General features: G+C 40.9%; 22 protein-coding genes. 18 read left to right on the top strand and 4 right to left on the bottom strand.

Translation table 11 applies throughout. The features are described 5' to 3' along the window. The first annotated feature begins 349 nt into the window (after window positions 1-349). Window positions 350-1,498 carry a hypothetical protein gene (locus BM265_RS10815; RefSeq protein WP_074961739.1) on the top strand — a complete coding sequence of 383 codons (1,149 nt, stop codon included), beginning with the start codon at window positions 350-352 and terminating at the stop codon, window positions 1,496-1,498. Between the two features lie 58 nt (window positions 1,499-1,556). On the opposite strand, the gene BM265_RS10810 is transcribed toward BM265_RS10815, so the two are convergent. Together BM265_RS10810 and BM265_RS10805 are read right to left on the bottom strand one after the other, a co-directional pair. After that, entirely contained in the window at window positions 1,557-2,978 is a 1,422-nt protein-coding gene (locus tag BM265_RS10810) for a hypothetical protein (protein ID WP_074961737.1), read from the bottom strand. A 208-nt stretch (window positions 2,979-3,186) separates the two neighbouring features. Continuing rightward, a complete protein-coding gene (locus tag BM265_RS10805; RefSeq protein ID WP_074961735.1) occupies window positions 3,187-3,498 on the bottom strand; it encodes a helix-turn-helix domain-containing protein in 312 nt (103 codons plus the stop codon). Between the two features lie 157 nt (window positions 3,499-3,655). Here BM265_RS10805 and BM265_RS10800 point away from each other — a divergent pair, with 157 nt between their 5' ends. From BM265_RS10800 to BM265_RS10730, 16 genes are all read left to right on the top strand, one after another. Further along, window positions 3,656-4,165: an SLOG family protein gene (locus BM265_RS10800; RefSeq protein WP_074961733.1), complete on the top strand. Its 510-nt coding sequence runs from the start codon at window positions 3,656-3,658 to the stop codon at window positions 4,163-4,165. Window positions 4,166-4,229: 64 nt separating this feature from the next. Beyond that, complete coding sequence (locus BM265_RS10795; protein ID WP_074961731.1) at window positions 4,230-4,643, top strand: DUF6465 family protein; 414 nt, start codon at window positions 4,230-4,232, stop codon at window positions 4,641-4,643. Window positions 4,644-4,793: 150 nt separating this feature from the next. Then, window positions 4,794-5,282 (top strand): hypothetical protein, encoded by a 489-nt coding sequence (locus tag BM265_RS10790; RefSeq protein WP_074961729.1) that lies wholly within the window; start codon window positions 4,794-4,796, stop codon window positions 5,280-5,282. An 18-nt stretch (window positions 5,283-5,300) separates the two neighbouring features. Then, window positions 5,301-5,948 (top strand): class I SAM-dependent methyltransferase, encoded by a 648-nt coding sequence (locus BM265_RS10785; protein WP_081358429.1) that lies wholly within the window; start codon window positions 5,301-5,303, stop codon window positions 5,946-5,948. 35 nt (window positions 5,949-5,983) lie between these two features. Next, on the top strand, window positions 5,984-6,670 hold the full coding sequence (locus tag BM265_RS10780) for an SOS response-associated peptidase (RefSeq protein WP_074961724.1): 687 nt from the start codon (window positions 5,984-5,986) through the stop codon (window positions 6,668-6,670). 40 nt (window positions 6,671-6,710) lie between these two features. Beyond that, the gene (locus BM265_RS10775) at window positions 6,711-7,241 is read left to right on the top strand and encodes an SUKH-3 domain-containing protein (protein ID WP_074961722.1); all 531 of its coding nucleotides are present in this window, start codon (window positions 6,711-6,713) and stop codon (window positions 7,239-7,241) included. Window positions 7,242-7,319: 78 nt separating this feature from the next. Next, window positions 7,320-8,453 (top strand): hypothetical protein, encoded by a 1,134-nt coding sequence (locus tag BM265_RS10770; protein ID WP_242940824.1) that lies wholly within the window; start codon window positions 7,320-7,322, stop codon window positions 8,451-8,453. 56 nt (window positions 8,454-8,509) lie between these two features. Further along, window positions 8,510-11,227, top strand: a complete 2,718-nt coding sequence (locus tag BM265_RS10765; RefSeq protein WP_074961717.1) for a protein kinase domain-containing protein — start codon at window positions 8,510-8,512, stop codon at window positions 11,225-11,227. A 130-nt stretch (window positions 11,228-11,357) separates the two neighbouring features. Then, entirely contained in the window at window positions 11,358-11,495 is a 138-nt protein-coding gene (locus BM265_RS20080; protein ID WP_177219575.1) for a YkvA family protein, read from the top strand. Window positions 11,496-11,537: 42 nt separating this feature from the next. Further along, a complete protein-coding gene (locus BM265_RS10760) occupies window positions 11,538-12,656 on the top strand; it encodes a hypothetical protein (RefSeq protein WP_074961715.1) in 1,119 nt (372 codons plus the stop codon). 240 nt (window positions 12,657-12,896) lie between these two features. Further along, on the top strand, window positions 12,897-15,257 hold the full coding sequence (locus BM265_RS10755; protein ID WP_074961713.1) for an HNH endonuclease signature motif containing protein: 2,361 nt from the start codon (window positions 12,897-12,899) through the stop codon (window positions 15,255-15,257). A 1-nt stretch (window position 15,258) separates the two neighbouring features. Next, window positions 15,259-15,738: a M26 family metallopeptidase gene (locus tag BM265_RS10750; protein ID WP_074961711.1), complete on the top strand. Its 480-nt coding sequence runs from the start codon at window positions 15,259-15,261 to the stop codon at window positions 15,736-15,738. Window positions 15,739-15,748: 10 nt separating this feature from the next. Further along, entirely contained in the window at window positions 15,749-16,267 is a 519-nt protein-coding gene (locus BM265_RS10745) for a hypothetical protein (RefSeq protein ID WP_074961709.1), read from the top strand. Window positions 16,268-16,269: 2 nt separating this feature from the next. Then, complete coding sequence (locus BM265_RS10740) at window positions 16,270-17,436, top strand: ABC transporter permease family protein (protein ID WP_074961707.1); 1,167 nt, start codon at window positions 16,270-16,272, stop codon at window positions 17,434-17,436. A gap of 3 nt (window positions 17,437-17,439) precedes the next feature. Then, complete coding sequence (locus BM265_RS10735; protein WP_074961705.1) at window positions 17,440-18,429, top strand: ABC transporter permease family protein; 990 nt, start codon at window positions 17,440-17,442, stop codon at window positions 18,427-18,429. Continuing rightward, entirely contained in the window at window positions 18,413-19,156 is a 744-nt protein-coding gene (locus tag BM265_RS10730; RefSeq protein WP_074961703.1) for an ATP-binding cassette domain-containing protein, read from the top strand. The genes BM265_RS10735 and BM265_RS10730 overlap by 17 nt, the downstream gene beginning before the upstream one ends. 88 nt (window positions 19,157-19,244) lie before the next feature. On the opposite strand, the gene BM265_RS10725 is transcribed toward BM265_RS10730, so the two are convergent. Both BM265_RS10725 and BM265_RS10720 read right to left on the bottom strand, forming a co-directional pair. Continuing rightward, complete coding sequence (locus tag BM265_RS10725) at window positions 19,245-20,570, bottom strand: NYN domain-containing protein (RefSeq protein ID WP_074961701.1); 1,326 nt, start codon at window positions 20,568-20,570, stop codon at window positions 19,245-19,247. Between the two features lie 3 nt (window positions 20,571-20,573). Then, complete coding sequence (locus tag BM265_RS10720; RefSeq protein WP_074961699.1) at window positions 20,574-20,837, bottom strand: hypothetical protein; 264 nt, start codon at window positions 20,835-20,837, stop codon at window positions 20,574-20,576. A gap of 136 nt (window positions 20,838-20,973) precedes the next feature. Between BM265_RS10720 and BM265_RS10715 the strand changes: the two genes are divergently transcribed. Then, complete coding sequence (locus BM265_RS10715) at window positions 20,974-21,429, top strand: hypothetical protein (RefSeq protein ID WP_074961697.1); 456 nt, start codon at window positions 20,974-20,976, stop codon at window positions 21,427-21,429. The last annotated feature ends 1 nt before the right edge of the window (window position 21,430 follow it).

Below are 21,430 nucleotides of genomic sequence, written 5' to 3'. Positions count from 1 at the left end.
ATGAGCCGGCAGTCGGCAGGAATTATTACCAAGGGGCATGACCTCGCAATGGAGCTGCGCCGACGCCCTGTTATGGATAGGCAGAACGAAGGAAGTTGGGACTTCACGTGACGAATGATCCCGTTGGACAGAGGAGGTTTGCTGCCGTAACGGATATGGGTCGCATCAAGGCTGTCAAAACAGATCTCTCAAGACGTTTTGTTTGCTATACCCTGATAACGTTAAATCCGGCATTCAATGCTTTGGATCATCCATAACTTGGTTCATTTCTTGAACATAACTTTATGAAATACTGAGATTTCGCGAGTATTTACGAGATTTTACAAGATATTTTGAGGAGGGAGTATAAATGGGAAGAGTTCATGATAATCTTACCACTTTTTATGGCGATGCTATTCTTGAAAAAATACGTTTAGGTGACAAACGATTTCAACAAATATTCTCTTCTACCATTACAAGATGCGGAGGATGGGATTGGCCGCGCCCAGATTATGTGTGCTATGACAGTACTTTAAATGCTAAATATGCTTTGGAATTTAAACCTCCTTTTCAAACTAAAAGAGAGTACTTGACGGGACTTGGTCAATCCATTTCCTATTTACAAGAATATCAATACTCAGGTTTAATACTTCCTTATCTAGCAGATGATGGATTTAAAATCGCCAATTTTGTCAATGACACTCTTTCTTCACCCGAATTTAAAGAAGTATGCACTTCATTATTTGCTTATGATTTGAGTACGAAAACTATTGATATATTAAGACCAATTGATTCGCAAAGAAAATCAGCTCCAAAAACAACTCCTAATGAGATTAAAACATTTTGGTGTTGGTGGAGAGACCTAAGCCACTTTGAAGTTTATGATTTATTGAATCTAAGTTTTATGTACACTGATGAAGTTGGTGATATTTACTCGGATCATATATTCCCTGAATTCTATAAAAGAATGATTAATAAGCAGACAAAACAATGGGATGGAACTCCTAGAAATAAAAACTTCACTTCCAATTCTGAAGCGGCTGAAAAACAGAATTCAAAGATTCCATTAGTACAATTAGACTTATGGTCTAGTTCGGAAGGTAGATTAACCAACAAGGGATTTAAACTTCTTGAAATAGGTAAAAAATATGGTGCAAACAGTGAAGCTTTCAAGCATTCTCTTGCATACTTAATACTCACCACTGGAAAGCATCTTGATTTAATCAATATTATAGAGAAATTTCAAAAGGTCACAACAGTTCCTCAGAAGAGTAGTGACTACGCTCATGATTTGGAAGTCTTTTTAGATAATAACGGATTTATTGGAAAAAGAAAACCAGGTGGAATAAAAACAGGTGCGAAGAATAGCTACTTACGTGATGAAATGAAACTATGGAATAAATTTGGGCTCTTATTAACAAAAAATACAACGCAGTACTTTTTCCCTGGTATAGGTTATCAGTTTAATTGGGAACAGATTACAAATATTTTAAGAGACTCCATGGATTCATATATATAACAACGTATAAATACTATAGTAATAGAGGGCTTCTGCACAATGCAAAAGCCCTCAATTTTTAGCGATTTTTATTAATTATCCAGCTCGACCGTTCAAACGGCTGTACATAAGTCTCGTTATCTGCAAGGTCATAGCCGAGCGACTGAGCCAGCGTTACTGCTCGTTCTGATGCTTTCTGCCCTTCCGGCAGCTTACGGATATATCCGCTGATATGCTTGACCTCTGTTTCATAGCGGTTATCTCCGGCTATTGTTCGGATATGCTTTGTTCCCGTCGGAACTCTCAGCTTTCCGCCGATCGAAGTGAATGTGATTTCAGCGGTCGGATCACTGAGATACTCGTTATAGGATTCTGCGGTCGGCAATATGCTTGTGTCCGAACCAACAAATGCCGCATAGCACCAAAGAATTGTGTTTTCGACATAGTTTCCTAACAGAGTGGTCTGTTCCTCGGTATGAGTGAACATTGAAACGAACTGCTTTGTCTGCGTATTATAGAAGCCTGCCGTTTCGCCTTGTGCGGTTTCTAATCGGTATAGGCATACAATAGCTCCGTTATGGTATATCTCCTTGAGCAACACATCTTTTGTGAATGTGCTGTTCTCAAAATGAATCTTCAATCCGTTGGCTGAAAGAGTTTTGCGGCGATGGCAAAGAGTGTCTTTAAGGGCATCGCTGTCTTTAAGCAAGATTGGAACAGCTTTCAGATATGCTCCGAGTGCAGGGTTAAAACTTGCGTGAGGAATAATATCTATCGTAAACTCATTGATATAGGGAGTCAGATAAGCCACTACGTTCGTGTGTAGCTGTTGCATGACACGAAGCACCTCTGTGTCTTCCCATGAGTTGATCTTATAGCCACGCTTTGCATATACCTTGACCATAGTATCAGGATTTAGCTTGTCCGGTGTCATAAGTGCTATATGCTCTATTTCGTGAACGCAGAAGTCAAGACTTGGACAGATGTCATCAACTTCGATCAGTTCTCCTTTTGTTGTCACACCAGCAACCATTTTATTCAGGTCAAACTTGTTCTTGCGTAGAAACTCGGTCTGATTCATCAGCAGATTAACATAAGCCCGATAAACGAGCTGTTGCTTTACGTCCATAACTCTCATATCTTCATTTTGAAAATAGGACATAAACTCAAAGAATCCCTGATAATAGTTGTTCTTCTTGATATTCGCAGCCATTTTTACATAGAACTCATAAAGTTGTTCTGCAAAGGTATCAGGCTTTTCTTTTGCCATTTCCAGGACATACTGGTATCTCCCTACAAAATTCCCGAACTCCTTATCTTTTACAAGCATATACAGCTCAAGAAACAGATCGTCAGCAGGAATATCATTGATCAGATCAATTATGCTCTTAGCTGTCTGTAATGTTCTCCGGTGCAGAACGTAAATAGACTCACCTTTGGCATAGTATTTCTTATCAACCCTTTTGGCGTGTCTTGTGTACCATTCCGTTATATTACTCATCTTTATTACTCCATAAGTAGATTGCGATAAACCCTTTAATCAAGCCTATCAACAGTGTTTTCCTTCATGTATCATTATAGCACAAATCGCTTCACACTTCAATATATAGGGCGAAAAAGATGCATAATAAGTGTCAACTTTGAACCCACTGGGTTCAAAGTTAAAAGAGGACTTCTGCTCGATTGCAAAAGTCCTCTTGTTATAGCAATTATTTCTGATTTAACTTCTTACCTAACTGGAAGTACAGCTCTGCCGAATCATCAGGCATAGCTCTGAAAGTTGCCACAAGCTCCTTTTCTCGTTCGTTGAGATAGGAGATTTCATTGTCCTCATTGAAAAACTCAGAGAGTGAAATGCCCATTGGCGAAAGAAGTCGCTGCAAGGTTTCGATGGTCGGTTGGTTTTTGCCCTTTTCCAGCTCGCTGATGTGTCCTTGTGACAGACCGGTTATTTCATGGAGTCTATAAATACTGAATTTCTTAGCTTTCCGCATTTTCCTTAATCTTGAACCATAGTCCATTTCCGTTCCAACTCCTTTGCCGATTCTCTATTACTATTATAATGCTTCCGTTCGGATTTTTTAATCCATATACGCCGAACTATTTACTACTATATACCGAATCTGCCCTTTACAAATAAATAATTTAATGATATAATATGTAGGGAGGCGTTGTTTTATGTATAAATCGGCTTGTTTTACCGGACATAGGAACATTGTGACTGATAAGGTGATGCTATCAGAGCAGCTCTACGCTGCTATTGAAAAGCTGATAACGTCACAAGGCGTGACCGACTTCTATGCAGGCGGAGCATACGGCTTTGATGCCCTCGCTTCGTTTACCGTCCTGAAACTCCGTGAGAATTATCCGCAAGTAAAACTGCACCTGATCCTGCCATGTTCCAAAGATGAACAGACTAAGCAATGGACAGCAGAGAATAAAGCAGAGCTTGACAAACTCCTCGGTCTTGCCGATAGTGTGGAATATGTATCGGACAGATACTACAACGGCTGTATGAAAGACCGAAACGCTCGGCTTGTAGAACTTGCTACGGTGTGCTGTATCAGCTATTGGAATCCGAATAACTTCCGCAGCGGAACCGGACAGACGGTGCGAATGGCTCAGAAGAAAGGAATCAAAGTCATAAATCTCTTTGAAAGCGGTCAAACGCCGATAAATCGCCCGTGACAGATTGACAACTGAGGAAAAAAGCGGTATAATGGTTATATCAAATCATTTGGAGGTATCAACTATGCCAAGAAAGAAGAAATCTGAAACCGCACCTGTTGCCGAAGTCAAGGCAGAGGTTGTGACCGAAGCTGTCAAGGAGACTGTCGCAGAAGCTCCGGCTGAAAAGCCAGCAAAGAAGCCTGCTGCTAAGAAAGCTCCTGCTAAGAAAACTGCTACCCAAGCAAAAACTCCTGCGAAAGCTGCTGAGAAGAAAACCACGGCTAAGACCACAAGAGCGACTGCTCCCGTTGAGACAGTCAAGGTTCAGTTCGGCGGCGATGAGTATGATTTCGCTGAGATCAAAAAGGCAGTTGAAGCCGATTATAAGAGCAAATTCAAGGGTAAGGTCAAGACTATCGAGTTTTACATTAAGCCGGAAGATAAAGCAGTTTACTACGTTATCAACGGCGATTTCTCCGATAAGATCGAACTTTGATTTGACGGTATTGTAACGGGTGCGACTCGCTCAGGGTTGCTCCCGTTTTTTCGTATACTGGATTGAAAAGCAGGGCTGATTGTGGTATAATTGGAAATGTAAGCAATGTGAGAGATCATTCGTACAAATAGACATTTACGGAGGTATTCCATGATTTTAGCTGTTATTGAAAGTTTTGTCATTAATTTTACTTTACTGCTTGTATGCGTCGTAAACATAAGAAACGGTGCAGTCGGCGGTGTCCATTTCTATGAGCAGCCTGTTAAAGACCGTGTAGTAGAGTTGGGACTTATTACAGAAAATGAAATCAAACGGAACAAGATTGTCTCCGGACTTGTTTTTATGCTGATCCTTCTTATAATCGCTCCATTAATGGTTTTCTGCGTAAATGGTGCCGAGACTTTTTTAGATGGCTTTATTCAATTGACCATCATGTATTTATTATGTGGATTATTTGATCGTGTATTTATAGACTGGTATTGGGTGGGACATACGAAAACGTGGCTGATTCCGGGAACAGAGGATCTGATGCCATATATCCATAAGAAAACATGGGCTGCTAAAATTATTGGTACTGTTATAGGCTATCCCTTGTTTGCGGCATTGCTTTCGTGGATATTCACATTGATACTGAAATAAATTGTGATTGATTGCAGTATGTACAGATTAAAAGAAAAGGTGGCGGAAAACATGGGAAAACTCGGTGATTATTTGGCTTCGCAATGCGGAAATCCGCACGGAATTATAGGAAAGATCATGACATGGGCAATGAACCGTGCAAATAATGTTATGTACAAGGGAATTGTTGAAGAAATTAACGTTTCTCCAAAAACTAAGATACTTGATGTAGGATTTGGAAACGGATACCTTGAAAAGCTGATAATTCAGAAATCTCCGTGTTCTATCATAGGAATTGATATATCTGAAGATATGGTCAGCAAGGCAACCGAAGCGAATCGCAAGTATGTTGCTTCGGGAAATATGAAGTTTCAGCTCGGTGACTGCTGTGACCTGTCTTTCAAAGACAAATCCTTTGATGTGGTTACAACGATGAACACCATATACTTTTGGAATGATACAGCTAAGGGAATGGCTGAAATTAGCAGAGTGTTAAAGGACGGCGGAATCTTCTACAATGCCGTTATATCGAAGGAAAACTTGGACAAGTATTTCTATACGAAAAGCGGGTTCAAGAAATTCACCAAAGACGAATATATTGAGCTTGGAAAAAAGGCAGGCTTTCGGAGAATACGGATCAAGAGATTGGGCAACAATTACGGTTTGCTTATCATTTATATGAAGTAATTCCTAACCCAGAAGTATAAAGGAGATGTTTCATAGTGTGTACTTGGTTCTATGCTGATTATAAGCCTCTGTCAACTATCATTGATAAGGCTCAACAACTGCCATTGACAAGTGCTATCATGAACGCTATGTCAAAGCCGTCAACTATGTCGGGAAATATCCGTCCTACTGATATGGCAGCGGTGTTTGCTCCGAACAAGCAAGGCAATATGGCTGTATTTCCGATGATTTGGGGCTTCACGGTCGAACAATCATCAAAACCGCTTATCAACTGCCGTATCGAAACAGCGGATCAGAAGCCCGTATGGAAAGACTCATGGTTCAGGCGGAGATGTGTGATTCCTGCATCTTGGTACTACGAATGGGGCGTACCGCCGTCGGAAGTCGGTTTTCATAATGCAAATGAACAGCGTAGTATCAAGAAAGAAAAGTTTGCGATCCAGCCTGAAGGAGCTGAGATCACATATCTCGCAGGACTGTACCGTTTTGAGGAACACCAAGGCATTCAGGTTCCTATGTTCGCTGTACTTACAAGAGAATCGGTTGCTCCTGTCAGTGATATTCATGACCGGATGCCGCTGATACTCGGCAAGGAAAGCCTGAATGACTGGATACGTCCTAACGGTGATCCTCAAAGTATTGCGAAAAAGGCTCTGACAAAAATGATTATGGAAAAGGCTAAGGACTATCCTGAGCCGAAGCCTGCGTTTATGCAAGTATAGTTCAAAAAGACTCTATCTTAATTGCAATTGGAGGGATCGAATGAAAATCTATGATGAAGAAATCAAAAAAGTCCTTATAAGAAGCGGTTGGAACGAAGATCGAAATTATGATATTTCCGAATATATAGCTCTTTACAAACAGTATGGATATGACATACCCATTAAAGTGAAGGAAGTGCTTTCCGCTTTCTGTGGATTGGTTTTGAAAATACCATGCTATCGTTACTGGAATTATTATAGGGTTACGGGTAAAAATCCGGGTAGTGAGGACGATTTTTACTATATTATTCATATTGATCCGAAGTATTTCTTCAGCGAAAACTGTGCCAAATCAGAATGGTTAGAAGCGAGAACATATGCCAAAGATATGGCTGCTTTTCTCAAAATAAAAGATGTATATCCGTTTGGTCATATTCCCAGCAGGGATTGTTGCTTTTTAGAGTTCTATATAGGAGAAAACGGTGAGTTCATCGGAGCAGACGAAGGGGCTTGTTATTGCTTTGGAAGTTCTTTTGAAGAAGGTATAAAAAAGATAATGACATCAAGTGATACTGACTTTGAGTGCTTTTAATTTAAATTGTTGCAATTTACAATCAACTTTGAACCACTGGATTCAAAGTATCTAATAACAACGAGGTGATGAATAACCATGAATAATGAGCAAATACCAGAACTGTTCCGTGACGAATATACTGAATATATCTATGATGTGACCTGTTTCGGTGAACCTATCAATCCTGACAACGCAGATGATGTGACTTCGGGAATCAGCCGTGCTATCGAGCTTGAAGCCCGTCCTGTGTTCTTGGAGGGAGTGTCTGCAAGGCTTACTCAGCTCGGCGTGCCTTGTTCTGCCGAGGATAATGAGCTTATGCTCACCGAAGTCAAACGCAGATACAAGGAGATATTGGGATTTTCCTGCCCTCGCACGGTGCAGGAGTGGATCAAAGGCACTACGCCGGGTGTCACAAATCGCCGTAATCACTATGATCTCTGCTATGCCCTTGAAATGGACTTTCAGCAGACGGCTGTTTTCTTTCAGAAGCACTATCTCACGATGCCTTTTAATGTAAAAAGCAACGTAGATGCGGTATTTATGTACGCTCTGTACCATAAGAAGCCGTATTCTGCGGTAACTGAGCTGCTCGATAAGTCTAAGGGCTTTGTATCTCAGGAAAACGCCCATACATCGACTTCGCAGATCATCTCCACGATATTGGATATTGATGATGATGAAAAGTTCCTGCGGTATCTGTCGGAGCATTGCTATAATAATGAGCAGCAGTTTCAGCTTGCAAGGAGCATTATCAGTGATGAGATCGAAACAGTTCGGAGTATTCTGCTGAGATATGAAGCTGACAGGATACTGAATTCTGAAAGGCTCGGCAGTCTGACGATAGAAGCTCTGCTCGGTGTCAAGTATCAAGGTTCGGGCAAGAAAAATAAGGATAGCAAGCTCCCGAAACGGTTTACAGAATCGCTCCCGAATGATGTTACGCTTGGCAAGATCATAAACGGCGATGTAGCTTCATACGATCTCCTGCGTAAAACCCTGATGCTGCTGAAATTCTACAACTTTTACTATGAAGCCGAAAATAACGATCCTAATACTATCGGCGGCAACCTCATGGACTTCTATGAGGAGCTTAACAGTGTCCTTATTTCCTGCGGATTTGCCCAGCTCTATGTACGTCACCCGTTCGACTGTCTGCTTCTGTACTGTGCAAACTCCTATGATCCTATTGATACGCTCTATTGCGTTATCCAGAACGGTCGGAATTGATTTTTATATTCTGTTCCTCGGCAAGTGTATAATATAGGTGAAAGGAGGTCGGTGCTATGCTGAACAATGGCTACACCTTTAACGCTGACGGCAGACAATACACGATCATGGAACAGCTCGGCAACGGTGCGAATACGATAGCGTACCTTGCAGAGTGTAAGCACGGCGAGCTGACAACTAAGTGTATCCTGAAAGAATACGCTCCCCATAATGCTGACGATTTCGAGGTCGGCAAGGCTCGTTTCGTTGCTTCGGGCAAAATGCAGAATAATATTCGCAACAAGTCGGTACTGAACAATCAGACTCCGCCTGTAAGCCATGTTTTTGAAGCAAACGGTACGGCTTATATCGACGTTGCCTGCTATAACGGCACGACACTCAATAAGCTCAGTTCGCTGACGTTACCGCAGTATATGGCACTCTGCGAAACGATAGCCAAAACCGTAGGCTATTACCATAAGTCGGGATTTCTCTGCCTTGACCTGAAACCTGAAAACATCTTTATTCTGCAAAATACTCCCGATGATACGATCACTCAGCTCGTGGAGTATATTGACTTTGACAGTATCCGTGATACGGAAAACAACGGTAATACACTGTTTTCCTACACAAGAGAATGGGCAGCCCCCGAACAGCTAAATCCCTATGCGACAGCGAAAATAGGCATATCTGCTGACATATATACGGTCGGTGAGATCGTCTTTTATCTTCTTTTTGGCAGACATTCTGCGGACTCGGAGCATAGAGGTTTTTCAAAATATCCGTTTGAGGACAGCAAGCGTGAGTATCACAAGTACACCGAACGTCCCGATGTTCAGGCGATTTTCACCCGCATTTTCAGAAATACGATACGTTCGTCAGCGGCAAATCGGTTCAAAAGCATTGATGCGGTCACAAAACTCCTCGGTGAACTTGTGGAGGTGCTGAACCAGAAGGACTATGTTATACCGATACTGCCTTCGGTTTCTCCTGATTTCGTCGGCAGAGATGCGGAGATCAGGCAGATAGCGGAGAGCCTTCAAGCCAATCCTGTGCTGTATGTGACAGGTATCGGCGGAATCGGTAAATCCACGCTTATCAAGAACTATATCGCAAGATTTCGGGCAGAATACGACGTTATCGCCTATCTTGAATATGACGGCGATGTTCTCCATACGTTCTGCGACGATATGCAGCTGCAGATCAGTACAGTGTCCCAACAGGACGGCGAACCAATAGCGGACTACTTTGTCCGTAAGCTCAAGGCTTTCAAGCGTATCTGCGGTGATAAGCACGTTCTGTTCGTGCTTGATAACTTTTCGGACAGGCTCACCAAAGACCTGAGCCGTATCATCGACTGTGGATATGATACCATTATAGGCACAAGGAACAAACCGCCGAAAAACAGCTTTCCGTCAATGGAGATCACTGCGATCAGCGATACTTCGGAGCTTTTCAGGCTTGTGGCTCTGAACCTTGAAAGACCGCTGACAAAGGAAGAACGGCTCTGTTTTGAGGAGATCATCACACTTGTTCAAGGGCATACGCTTGTGATAGAGCTTATCGCAAGGCAGATCGCAGCAGGCAGGCTTGATATTCATACCGCCCTCGGTCTTATCCGTGAGAACGGTTTTTCTCAGTTCTCAGACGAAAAAGTCGGCAATATCAAGGACGGTGAGGAGGTCTACGATACATTAGAGGACATTATCTATGTTCTTTTCGATGCAAGTGCTGTTAGCAAAGATGCAAAGCTCACACTGAAGATACTTGCTCTGCTGAATGTGAGAGGACTTGAAACAAGCCTGATATACAAATTTTTCCCGAATATCAAGGCTGAAACGATAACCGATCTGTCTGTACAGGGCTGGCTGTATGATGATAGCAGAGTTCGTCTGCACCCTGTTATTGCTGAAACTGTGCGCTACTGGCAATGGTCCGGGGAAAAGGTTTCAGTTATGGAGTATCACAAGCAGATGATCGACATTTATGTGGGTATGTCAAATGCTGTTCAGATCAAAGAAATACTGCGGTCTGCCAGCAGTTACACAAGTATGCACAATCATCATATCATCAGAGGAATGTATTTTGATATGCAAGGCTGTTATTATGATACTTTGCTTGGCGGTGCATACTATCCCGAAAATGACGAAGAAGCCGAACTGCTTGAAAATCTGATAGATTCGGCTGATAATGCTATCTCCGAAATGGAACAGGAAACTGATAAACGCAAGTGGAAGTATCTTACGGGATATTATCTTGATCTGGCAAGTATTCTGATAAGGAGCGTTCCCGACTATTATGATGAAGCTGCCGAATTGCTTGACAAGGTATATGAATATATTGAGGAGAATGAGCCTGAGATAAGTGCTAATCACTGTTATTATAACATGGTAGCGGCTTGGTACTATACGCTTGCTGTACCTGACATTGAGGAAACTCGGAGATTGACGGAACAGGCGGAGTCTATTGCAAGACAGGTTTTCCCGACAGATTTGGAGCTGATTGACATTATCCATATCCCGACAGCAAACTGCTTCTACTATCATAATGACTTGCGTTCCGCAGCCGATAAGATAGAGGAAGCAGTGGCAATATGCAAGGGGTATCCCGATATGCTCCCGTATATTGATAAGCAGGCAGAACTGCTGAACATTCTGCTTGACATTTATTCTGCTATGGAGAACAGGGTGAAATGCCGTGAACTAATTGCAGAGATAGACCGTATCAACGAGGAATACAAGGAACAGGGCGTGTGCCGTGAGGTATCGCCAGACATACGAAAACAGCTACTATGAGCGAAAGCAGGTTCTTTTGAGCCTGCTTTTTGTTTTGGAATCCGTTTTTATAACCACCTGAAAGCGTGTGGTATACTGTAATCAGCAAGAAACACAAGGCACACTGACACGAACCAAAGGAGGTCTTATCATGAGTGATATTGGAAAAGGAATGCTTATCATCTTGGTGATTCTGTACATCGTATCACCGATCGACTTCGCTCCAGGACCGGTTGACGATGCTATCGTGCTTCTGCTCGGACTGGCGGCAGCCAAAAAATCAGATTGAGGGATACAATCCCCATACTCACAACAAGAACGGAGGGTTACTATGAACAAGCTGAATAACATCAAAAGAGGTCTGTTTGCACTTACCATGTGCTTATCTCTCTCGCTCTGCGGTTGCGGTAACACCGAACAGACAGAAGGAACCGGAACATCGTCCGCTGAATCCCAGCAGAGTGCCGATGTTTCAGAAGAAGTCATAATCGACTACGGCGATGCGGAATCCTTTGAATCTGCACTGAACGAAGGTAAAAACCTTGAGGGCAAGGTGGTTCGGTTTGTTGCAGGCGAATTTCACCCGGATTCCAAGCTCGGCTACGATGTATGGGCTGGCGAACACCTGAACTTCGTATCCTCTCGCAATCCTGACATTAAGGAGGGCGATACCGTTACGGTACGCACTACCACTGTTGAGAATATGATGGGTTCATGGGTTATCAACTACGAAAAGGTTGAGAATGCTGTTGTAGGCGATGATACGATAACCTACTCCAAGCCAAAGGAAACAACAGCAGCTAAGACAACAGAAAAGCCCAAGACTACCACAACAGCAAAGGAAACAGAAAAGGAAGATATCAAGACTGAGACCAGCGCACCCGATGAGCCTGCGGAAAAGGACACCTACGAGCATAATAAATACTATGACATAGTTGAGACGGCAAGTTTCAAGAACTCTATCGGCTATACTATCGTAATCCACAAAGTTCTTGCAAAGCAGAATGTTTCGGTATCCGCTACACTCTTAGCGTATGGAGCTGACAACAGCGTTATCGGAAAGAGTTCCGATGATATTGTTCTGACCGAAGGACAGTACAACTTCTTCCGCTATTCCTTTGAGGGCGACGTTTCTAACGCAAGCATCCAGGCTAATGCCAATGCTAAGAGCGACTCTTTCATGACTGGAGAGCGTAACGTAGTTGAGATGGTACAGTATAACCTTTCAGGCGATGATCTCTATATCACCTTGCAGCAGACAGGCGATGAAATCGGTGCATTTGCCAAGTTCAAACTCTTATTCTACAAGGGCGATCAGATCGTTGACACTGAGGACGGCTATTTCAACATCTATGCGGAGAATCTGAACGGCAAGGGCTCTACCGATGTGGCTAAGATTTGGGCTTACGGTACAGATTTTGATAGGATCGAGTACATCTATGAGCCGTAACAATTCTCTCAAACACAACAGCACTCAGAGCTTTCTGGGTGCTGTTGCCAATGAAACCGAACGATTACGGATTGTATAAAATCAAAATTATATACTAAAAATACAATTTGGTCAAAGATGGGGAATCAATCAAAAAATAGGCAAGAAACCATTCATATATGATTGACATTTTGGGCATTTTCTGCTATACTATTAGTAGGCATATCTTTATAAAAACGCAGATCTAAAGGGGGCGGTTTTGTGAATCTTGCCAGAAAAGTTAAAGCCGGATTATCGTTATTTACAGCCTCAGCTATGCTGTTTTCTTTTACGGGTTGCGAATTGGGGAAAGCAAAACAAGAGAGTTCAACAGTTTCTCAAGCAGAGGTTTCTAAAGCTACAAATGTCGATGCAGACGTGAATGACATTAACGATGCTTTTGTTGAGCTGAATATACAGCCTATTGTTGTAAATTCTGTGGATACATTGGAGATTAACGTAGAAGATATTGTAGTTAATCCGGTAAATGTTAAGGGAATACAAAACATTGAGGTTGAAGTAATACCTATAAATGATGATTTTATCACCGTGGCACACGAAAACTTTGTATCGTACTATGGTGAAGATATAGATCTGAAAAAGTTCTTTATTGATGCTGCCATTGGTGCTACTGCGGTTGTTGTGATGGTTACACTAACCACGGTATCAGGCGGAACAGCAACTTTCTTTGGAGCTGTTCTTGTTTCAGAGATGTCTAAGGCAGCCGTTATTATTGGTGCCGCAATTGATGCTGCGGTATCCGGCTATCAAGCATATCAAGAAGGTGGAGATGCTTCGTATATCATCGGACATATGCTTAACGGCGTTGCTGAAGGCTTCAAATGGAGTGCGATTCTTGCACCTTTAACTGGTGGCATATCAGGAATCAAGGCACTTCGAGCTGTAAAATATCTAAAGAAAGTTCCAGGCTTAGAGCAATTAGAAGATAAGACAGCTCGTGCTTTAATCAAGAACTTAGCCAAAATCATTAAAGAAGCACCTGAAAACTTATCCGATGATGCATTGAAGAAAGCATATAAAGCACTTTCAAAAGAAGTTACGGAGGAAATAACCGAAGATATATTCATGCAGGTTATTAAGAATGAATCTGCGATAGTATCTATTGTTCAGAAAACTGATGCTTTTGGTGCAGGCAAAGGAGTAAGGCAAGCACTTCAAGAACGTTTTTGGAAAAGAGCCGGAGTAACTGATGAAGTCGGCAAAACAATAATCAAAGAAATTAAGCAACAATCTCTTAAAAACTTGGACGATATATCGGAACCAGCGGTCAAGGAATACATAAATAAAAATATGTATGAGTTTGTTGAGTATTTCGGAGGTTCTCTTTCAAAGGATTTTGTTGATAGTTGCTTAAAAAATTCCATAAGTGAAGAAGCATATCAAGCTATCAAAGAAACAATAACAGATGAAAAGGCTTATCTTCGACTCATAGAAAAACTGGGAACATCTCAAACAGATGACATACTATCTGATTCAAGTACCCTTATAATGCTTCAAAAACGATTTGGTGCTGATAACCTTGCCAATTTAAGGAATGGTCGAGCAGTTTTCAATCAACTTAGTAATACAGCAGGCAGAACCAACGTAACTATTAACCCTGATGATGTTGTTAAGGTTATGGAGGATCTGTTTGATGGCAATATTGATAATCTTGCTCAAATTGAGAAGATAGACCGTAATATTGCGGCTAATCTTACAGCGTCGCGCGATCTGATTTCGACAACATTCAAGGATATGGGATTGGTTAAGAAGTCCAGTTCATTGTTTGATGATTTATCCGTTAAAGGGCTTGGATATGCAGGCATTGATTCAAGTGTAGCAAACACAATCATCGGTGATGGAATGACCAAACAAAAAATTATCAATGATCTTGGTCAATCCGCTTATGATTCTCTTTTGAAGAATCCAGATTTAACTATTCAGAGTTTGGCTTTGAAAGCAAACGTTAATGAATCACTGATAGAGGAGATTACTACAGATGCGTTAAAATCCAATGGATTAAGCGATGATATAATAAAACAGCTTATTAAGGGCGATAGCTTAGGTGCAGCGGAGCAACTCACTGCTAAACAGCTAAATGACATAGGAAATATCGTGGCTGATTATTATAAATACACGGATTTCTCTACATATAGCAACTTTAACAGGCAGTTAGCGCAGGCGCGCGGTGAAAATATCTCTGCGTTCCTAAAAGAGTATCAAAAGGATTTCACCATAACCAATTACAAATATGCAGGAAATCTTATGTCTCCAACAGGTTCTAATGCAAACTATATCAAAGCAAAGTACGGTGATATATATATGTCAAAATCGGGCTTCGCTATTTTTGATGATTATGCTATCGCAAGAGTAAAAGTGTCCGATCTTACTGGCATTGATACATCGGACATTCAAAAAGCTAACCGATTGCACCACGGCACAAGTGAATCTATAAAAGGCTATACATGGCATCATCTTGAAGATGGTGAAACATTGATACTTATACCAACAGAATTACATGACGCTTATAAGCACACTGGTGGTGCTTCACTTATTCGTGAAGGTCTGAAGGAGGCGGTTTAATATGGATACAGATAATGTAAAGCAGGTAGCTTCTCTTTCTGAACTGCTTGAGATAAAGGCAAAGGATAATATCTGTATTACAGCAGATATAGATTGTGAAGGACAAGTTATCCCTTATATCACTGAAATGTTCAGAGGTACTATCGATGGCAACAATCACACTATATCAAATCTTACAGTAAGCGATGATGTTTGGGGAGATGAGCAGTCTATTGCTTTGTTCCATTACCTTTCGCACGCTACTATTTCCAATCTGCATTTCAAGAATGTTCGATTTGAAATTGATAAGAACGGATACACTCCAAGAATTGCAGGTTTGTGTTATGAATGCGGGGCTTCAACTCTTGAAAATGTATCAATGGAGCTAACTACTTCCTTTAATGAAGAAGTAGCATTGATATATGATGCAAATTCCGTTAAAGCATCTGATCTTGCTATGACCTGTAATGGCAAATCAGTTGAAACTATTATGAATAAGTGAGGTATTAAAAATGAAAAGAATTATGAAATCAGTCCTTGTGCTTGTTATGGGCTTAGTGATGATACTGCCGCTGACTGGCTGTGAAGTAACAGAAACTCCTTCTGTAAACTTCGGATTTAAGGCTGTTGATACCGCTTCAGATTACAACGAATCCCTGTCCGCATTTGAGGTTGGAAAACGTTTCTATACTTCTATCAAGGTTCAGATCAATACTGACAAGAAGAAAGCTCATGATTACAAGGTTGTTGTTACCGTTCCTAAGACAAAAGATGTTGAAATGGAAAAAATGGGCGGTCTTAATCCTGATTCAAACGAATGGGTTGAAGCAGATCAGCTCACAAAGATGACCTTTACGGTTAAGGGCTATAAAGAAGCTACTGCCGATAATATCATGTTCTATGGCACTCCTACTGATGAAGGGGAAGCAGAGATGACTGTCCATATCTATGATGAGGACGGAAATGAGATTAACTCAGGATATTCGAGAAAAGTGTTCTTTGAATACGAACTTAATACAGGAGAGAACTAATAATGAGCAAATACAAAAACAAAAGGCTTCATGTTTCTGCTTTTGATTTTGTTTTTGCAGTAATATTCCTCGGACTTCTGATAGCTTCGGCTTTCTTTTGGGCAGAGCGTCAAGAAACTAAAGGAAAATTCAATATAGAACAAACAAAAGTAGATTTTATCATCGAAGCTCCAAGTCAAGACCAGGTAGCTGAAATTGACGCACGAGGTGACGTTGATAAGGTTGTTCCTTATGTATACAGATCAGCAGATATTAAGGGAAACAAGAAAACTGTCAATTCAAGTCTGTATATTATCGAAAACACTGATGATTTAGGTTATACAGTGTTTTCAGATAGGTTAAAGCTTCAAACAACCGCTTCAACTGCAAATAATCCTCTGTATGTTTCATATGACCTTGCAAAGAGTGCAGGACTATCATTAAATGATACGACTTCTATCACGTTGTCAGGGACTTCTATTGAGTTTACAATAAGCGGTATCTATAAGAGTGATTACAGGAATGTTGGCGGTACAGCTATCGCCATAATGCAAAACGATGTAAAAGCTCTCTGCGGTTTGGAATACAAGTACAATGGTGCTTATGTATGCAGTAATGATGTAAGCTCAACTCAGTCATACATTGAAAAATATGTTGGTATGGGTGATATTCGTTCCGCTGATGAGTTCGATAGCGACGATGCTTATCAGCAGTATTTGGAGAATCGCAAGAATAAGAACAGCACTGAGTCAACGATTTATGTTTCGAGTTTTATAAAAGAACTTGAAAGAAGATATAATTCAAAGCTGAACCGTGATCTTATCATATCAATCGCTTTTATCGTTGGTGCAGCACTTCTCTTGCTGATTGATCTCTGTGGGAAGCCTAACCGATATACGAAAAATGACGTTGAAAAGGATATACGCAACAACTTCACGCTTGAACAAGAAAAGCAAATGTATGGAAGATACAGCTTTACAGGCTTTTTCCTCTATATTATTGCTGTATGTGCTTTCATCGCTATATCATATTTCGTTTTTGGGAATGAGCTTATTTCAATAAATAACATTGCTGCGCTTGGCTCGACTGTTTTATTCAGTATAATAGCAAAAATCTCTACAAGCGGTAAGCTCGATAAACAGTTTTCAATTGTTTCTGAAAAAATAAAAAAAGAGAGCGAAGGTAGATAACGAATGGCTAAGCAAAACAATTCTGCTGGGCGATACAGATATGAATATGTTAAGCACTTGCAGAAAAATGCTTTCCCCATATCGCTGTATCTGATTGCTTTCTTGGTGATTTCAGCTGCGGTTACTATAAGTGCCGCAGCTATTATCAATCCGCTTACTAAGAATAGCACCAGCATAAATGAGTGCAATTACGATTATGTTATCGAGAGCCAAAATAAGAGTTCAGAATATAGGCAGAACTATAAACTTGAAAACCTTGTTACTTTTCTTAATGCTGATAAACGTATCAATGTAAATACTTATCTCACTTCTGACACTAATAATGGTGTAATAAAGTTGAATAATGACCTTAAAGCAGATGAGGTCGCTATTTCAAGCCAGATAGCTGATAGACTCGGCGTTGTGGTGGGAGATCAGATACAAGTGGATTTACCGATATATGATACTCCTTCAACTTATCGTGTCAAAGAAATTTTCCCCTATATTTCTGACTATTACAAGATTGACGATAACAAAGATTTCGCCGTAGCATTCTTAGGCTATAACGAAAAAACAGAAAGCAACACAAGAGGAAAATATGTATTCTTCTTAACAGGCAACGAATTTGAGCGACTTTCGCACTCTTCTTTGGATTATGATCAGAAGTATTATGTTCATGGAGAACTTGAAGCATTAGCGGGTAAAGTCAAGGCATATACTGCGATTATCTTGTGTATTCTGTTTTCAATTGCCTGCTTTTATCATGTAATCATAACAAGGATCATTATGCGTGAAGTGAAAAAGTATTCAAGAGACGGCTTCTCACTGAATGTTATAAAGGACTTTTACAAGGCAGACCATATGCTATATTCTGCTGTTCCACTACTACTAACTTGCTTTCTTGCTTATATACTGAATTTGTCATATTACTGTGTAATTGGATACACCTGTATAAGTGGAGTGCTGATAATACGGTGGCTGATAGGAGGAAAACGCTTTGAAAAGGCTTCTTGAATTTAAGAATGTTACAATAACAATTAACGATGAAGTCCTGTATAATGACTTAAACTTAGTTATAAACGAGGGGGATCGCTTCATTTTTCTCGGTCCGAATGGTGTGGGAAAATCCCTTTTATTGAAGCTAATATCTTTAGGATATAGCAGAAATCTTCAGAGTGAATATAAAGGATTAAACGTTAAGGGACAAATACTTGATAAATCTGGAAATGACTTGCTTGATCCAAGTGTCGCCAGAAAACACATTTCCTATTCAGAACAAATGGATACCCCTTATAATAACACAACCATACTCGAAGAAGCTGAAACCGCTTGTGCGGGCAGCGAAATCGACTTAGACGAAGCCAAGTTAGATCACTTGCTTGATACATTCAATCTTTCAAAAAAGAAGAAAAAACGTATTAAGGACAATGTAAGCGGTGGAGAAGGTAAACTGATTCAGCTTATTACAAGAATACTTAAGCTCCAGAAAGCGGATATACTGATCTTAGATGAGCCTCTTAATCATCTATCGTTTGAAAACTCTCGAAAATTCAATGACGTTATCATTGAAGAAATCAAGGAAAATCCAAATCTCGCCATTATTATGGTGTCACATTGCCGAGCAGCAAATTTTACCGACAAGGCTTTGGTTTATGACAAGTCATCAAAGACGTTAAAGATCGTAAAATATTCAGCTTATGATTGTTTTTCAGATGATTTCTGTTCTTCACTATGCCTATAATTTTATCTGAATAACTTTAACTTTGAACCCACTGGATTCAAAGTTCACCATAAAACGAAAAGGACGGCTCAAAACCGTCCTTTTTACGTTATTTCTGTATCTCGATCACAAACTTACCCTCGGAGTTCAGGCGGAGCCGCAATGTCTTGACGTACCGATTACAGAAGTTCTCCATTTCCTTCTTGGTAGCTGTAACTCTTGTGGCTTCATAAATTTTCTGCGTGAGTTCCAGAGGGCTTTCCCCATAGAGGGTGGGGAGATGTTTTTCAAGCTCTGCAAAGAGGACAGCTCGCTTCATATCCTCGGTGGCAGCGGAGCAGAAATCATCAATGGCACAATAATAGATGCCGTGTTGTGTGAGGGCGGATTTGATCGCCGTTCCGCACTTCTCGTATTCGTACATAACGAGGAAGTGAGCTTTTGGCAGGCTCTCGATGAGTCCCCAAAAGTCGGAATCACTCGACACAATGATAAAAGATGTGATGCCGTCACGATAGAAGTCCGTGACAACACTCGCTGTCATTCTTACATCAACCAGGGACTTTCTGTCGGTCACACGGTCGATCTCGATATGCTCAACGGGTATCTGCGTGAATTTGGAGAGCCAGTCCCATCCGGCGGTAGTGTTTGGATCGTCATAGAGCGTGATTTTCTCGATCTTGGCAAGTTCATCTTGATTTAAGCCTTTCAGAACACTATACAGCTTGAAGGGGTTGCTGTTCTCACAATCGACGGCAATGGCTGTTTTCTCAGAGCTGTCGATAAATTCATAAATATTATTTCGGGTTTCATCGTCTGCGTCCCGATATTTCGTGAAGTCTGTGAATGTATCGCCGTGCATTTCATAGATCACTTTCAGAAACTTCCTGTCGGTGTAGATAATGTTGCCCCTGTCGGCAGGCTGCCAATGAATAAACATCTGAAACGGATAGTGCTGAATATTGCCCATGTACTTGTTAAACTCGTCTTTCAGCACTCCGGATTTCTGATATTTCGGGATAAAGAACAAATCCCGTATGTACTCCCATACGATCCAGTCATAGAAAAGACGGGAGCAGTTGTCAATGTTTTCGTTTATGAGCTTGGTGAAGTCATACATATACTTCTCGGCTCGGTAATTTGCCTGAATAATCGGAAAGCCCCACTTTTCAAGCTGCTTGATGTTGTCCTTATCGTACCATTCAAGTGAAGTGAGGTTTTTCAGGTCATAGTGCATAGCGTTGTCCGTTTTCTTGAAGTGCTGCAAGAGTGCGGTACGGAGCTTGCACAAATATCGTATCACGGTAGCTTCACGGTCTGCATAGAGCTTGTCGAGGGTGTCTTTGCACTCGGCAAAGTTCAGCTCTAAAATGTCCTTGCGGACACCGATCAGATAAGAGATCGTGGTAACTACTTCTTTGGTTTCAACGGTCAAGGCTTATCCTCCTTTATCGTCAATATTATTTCCGATATGTTTGTCGATGACCGTCATTATCTCGTTGAGCCGGCTCTCTCCGATGCCCTTGATGCGGCTCAGGTCGGCTCTCAGGCTATCATAATCAATGCTGTGCGTTTCTTCCTCGGCTCTCTCATAGCCTTGATTAAAGACATTTCTCACGAAATTCTCCATTTCGGCACGGTTCATTGACTTGATTCGCTTGTATAATGATCGGTTTACTAACTCTTCGTTTTCGTTATCCATTGCAGTTCACCTCCAATCTGCTCTATAACCTAATTATAGCACAAATGGCGGTATATTGCAATGAAATAGTGTTTTACTAATTGACATTTTGTATGCGAAATGGTATAATTAAAAAAAGCCTTTTGGGGGTGCTTCTATGGCAAGAGTAAAAGCGTTTCGATTTGAATGGACAGATGCTTGGCATAATATCAGTGAGGGCTTTGACTCTATTCTTGAAACATCTGAAAGCGGAGAGGTTAGTATTCAGTTCTTAGTTAATGGAAAACCATTTCAGTTGAATCTCACTGATATAGAAGATGAATTTATTGAGGATATGAAAATCCTAAATAAATGGAATAAACGAGAATATAATAATTTCGATGTTTTAGATGGAACTATGTGGAGCTTGCATTTCACATACGACTCGTCAATTATAGTTGCAAGAGGAATGAACGGTTTTCCCTCTAATTTCCTTGATTTCCTGAATATCCTTCATCAAAAATACAATGTTCCAAAGGCTGAGCTTGAAGATGAAAAGTGGATCAAGCAGGATATAAAGCATACAAAGATAGTTGAGAACCCTAATATTGATTCATGGGCAATGTATTTATAAT

The sequence above is a fragment of the Hominimerdicola alba genome (assembly GCF_900112155.1).
GTDB classification, from domain to species: Bacteria; Bacillota; Clostridia; order Oscillospirales; family Ruminococcaceae; genus Hominimerdicola; species Hominimerdicola alba_D.
This window is presented reverse-complemented; position numbering and strand designations above follow the sequence as displayed.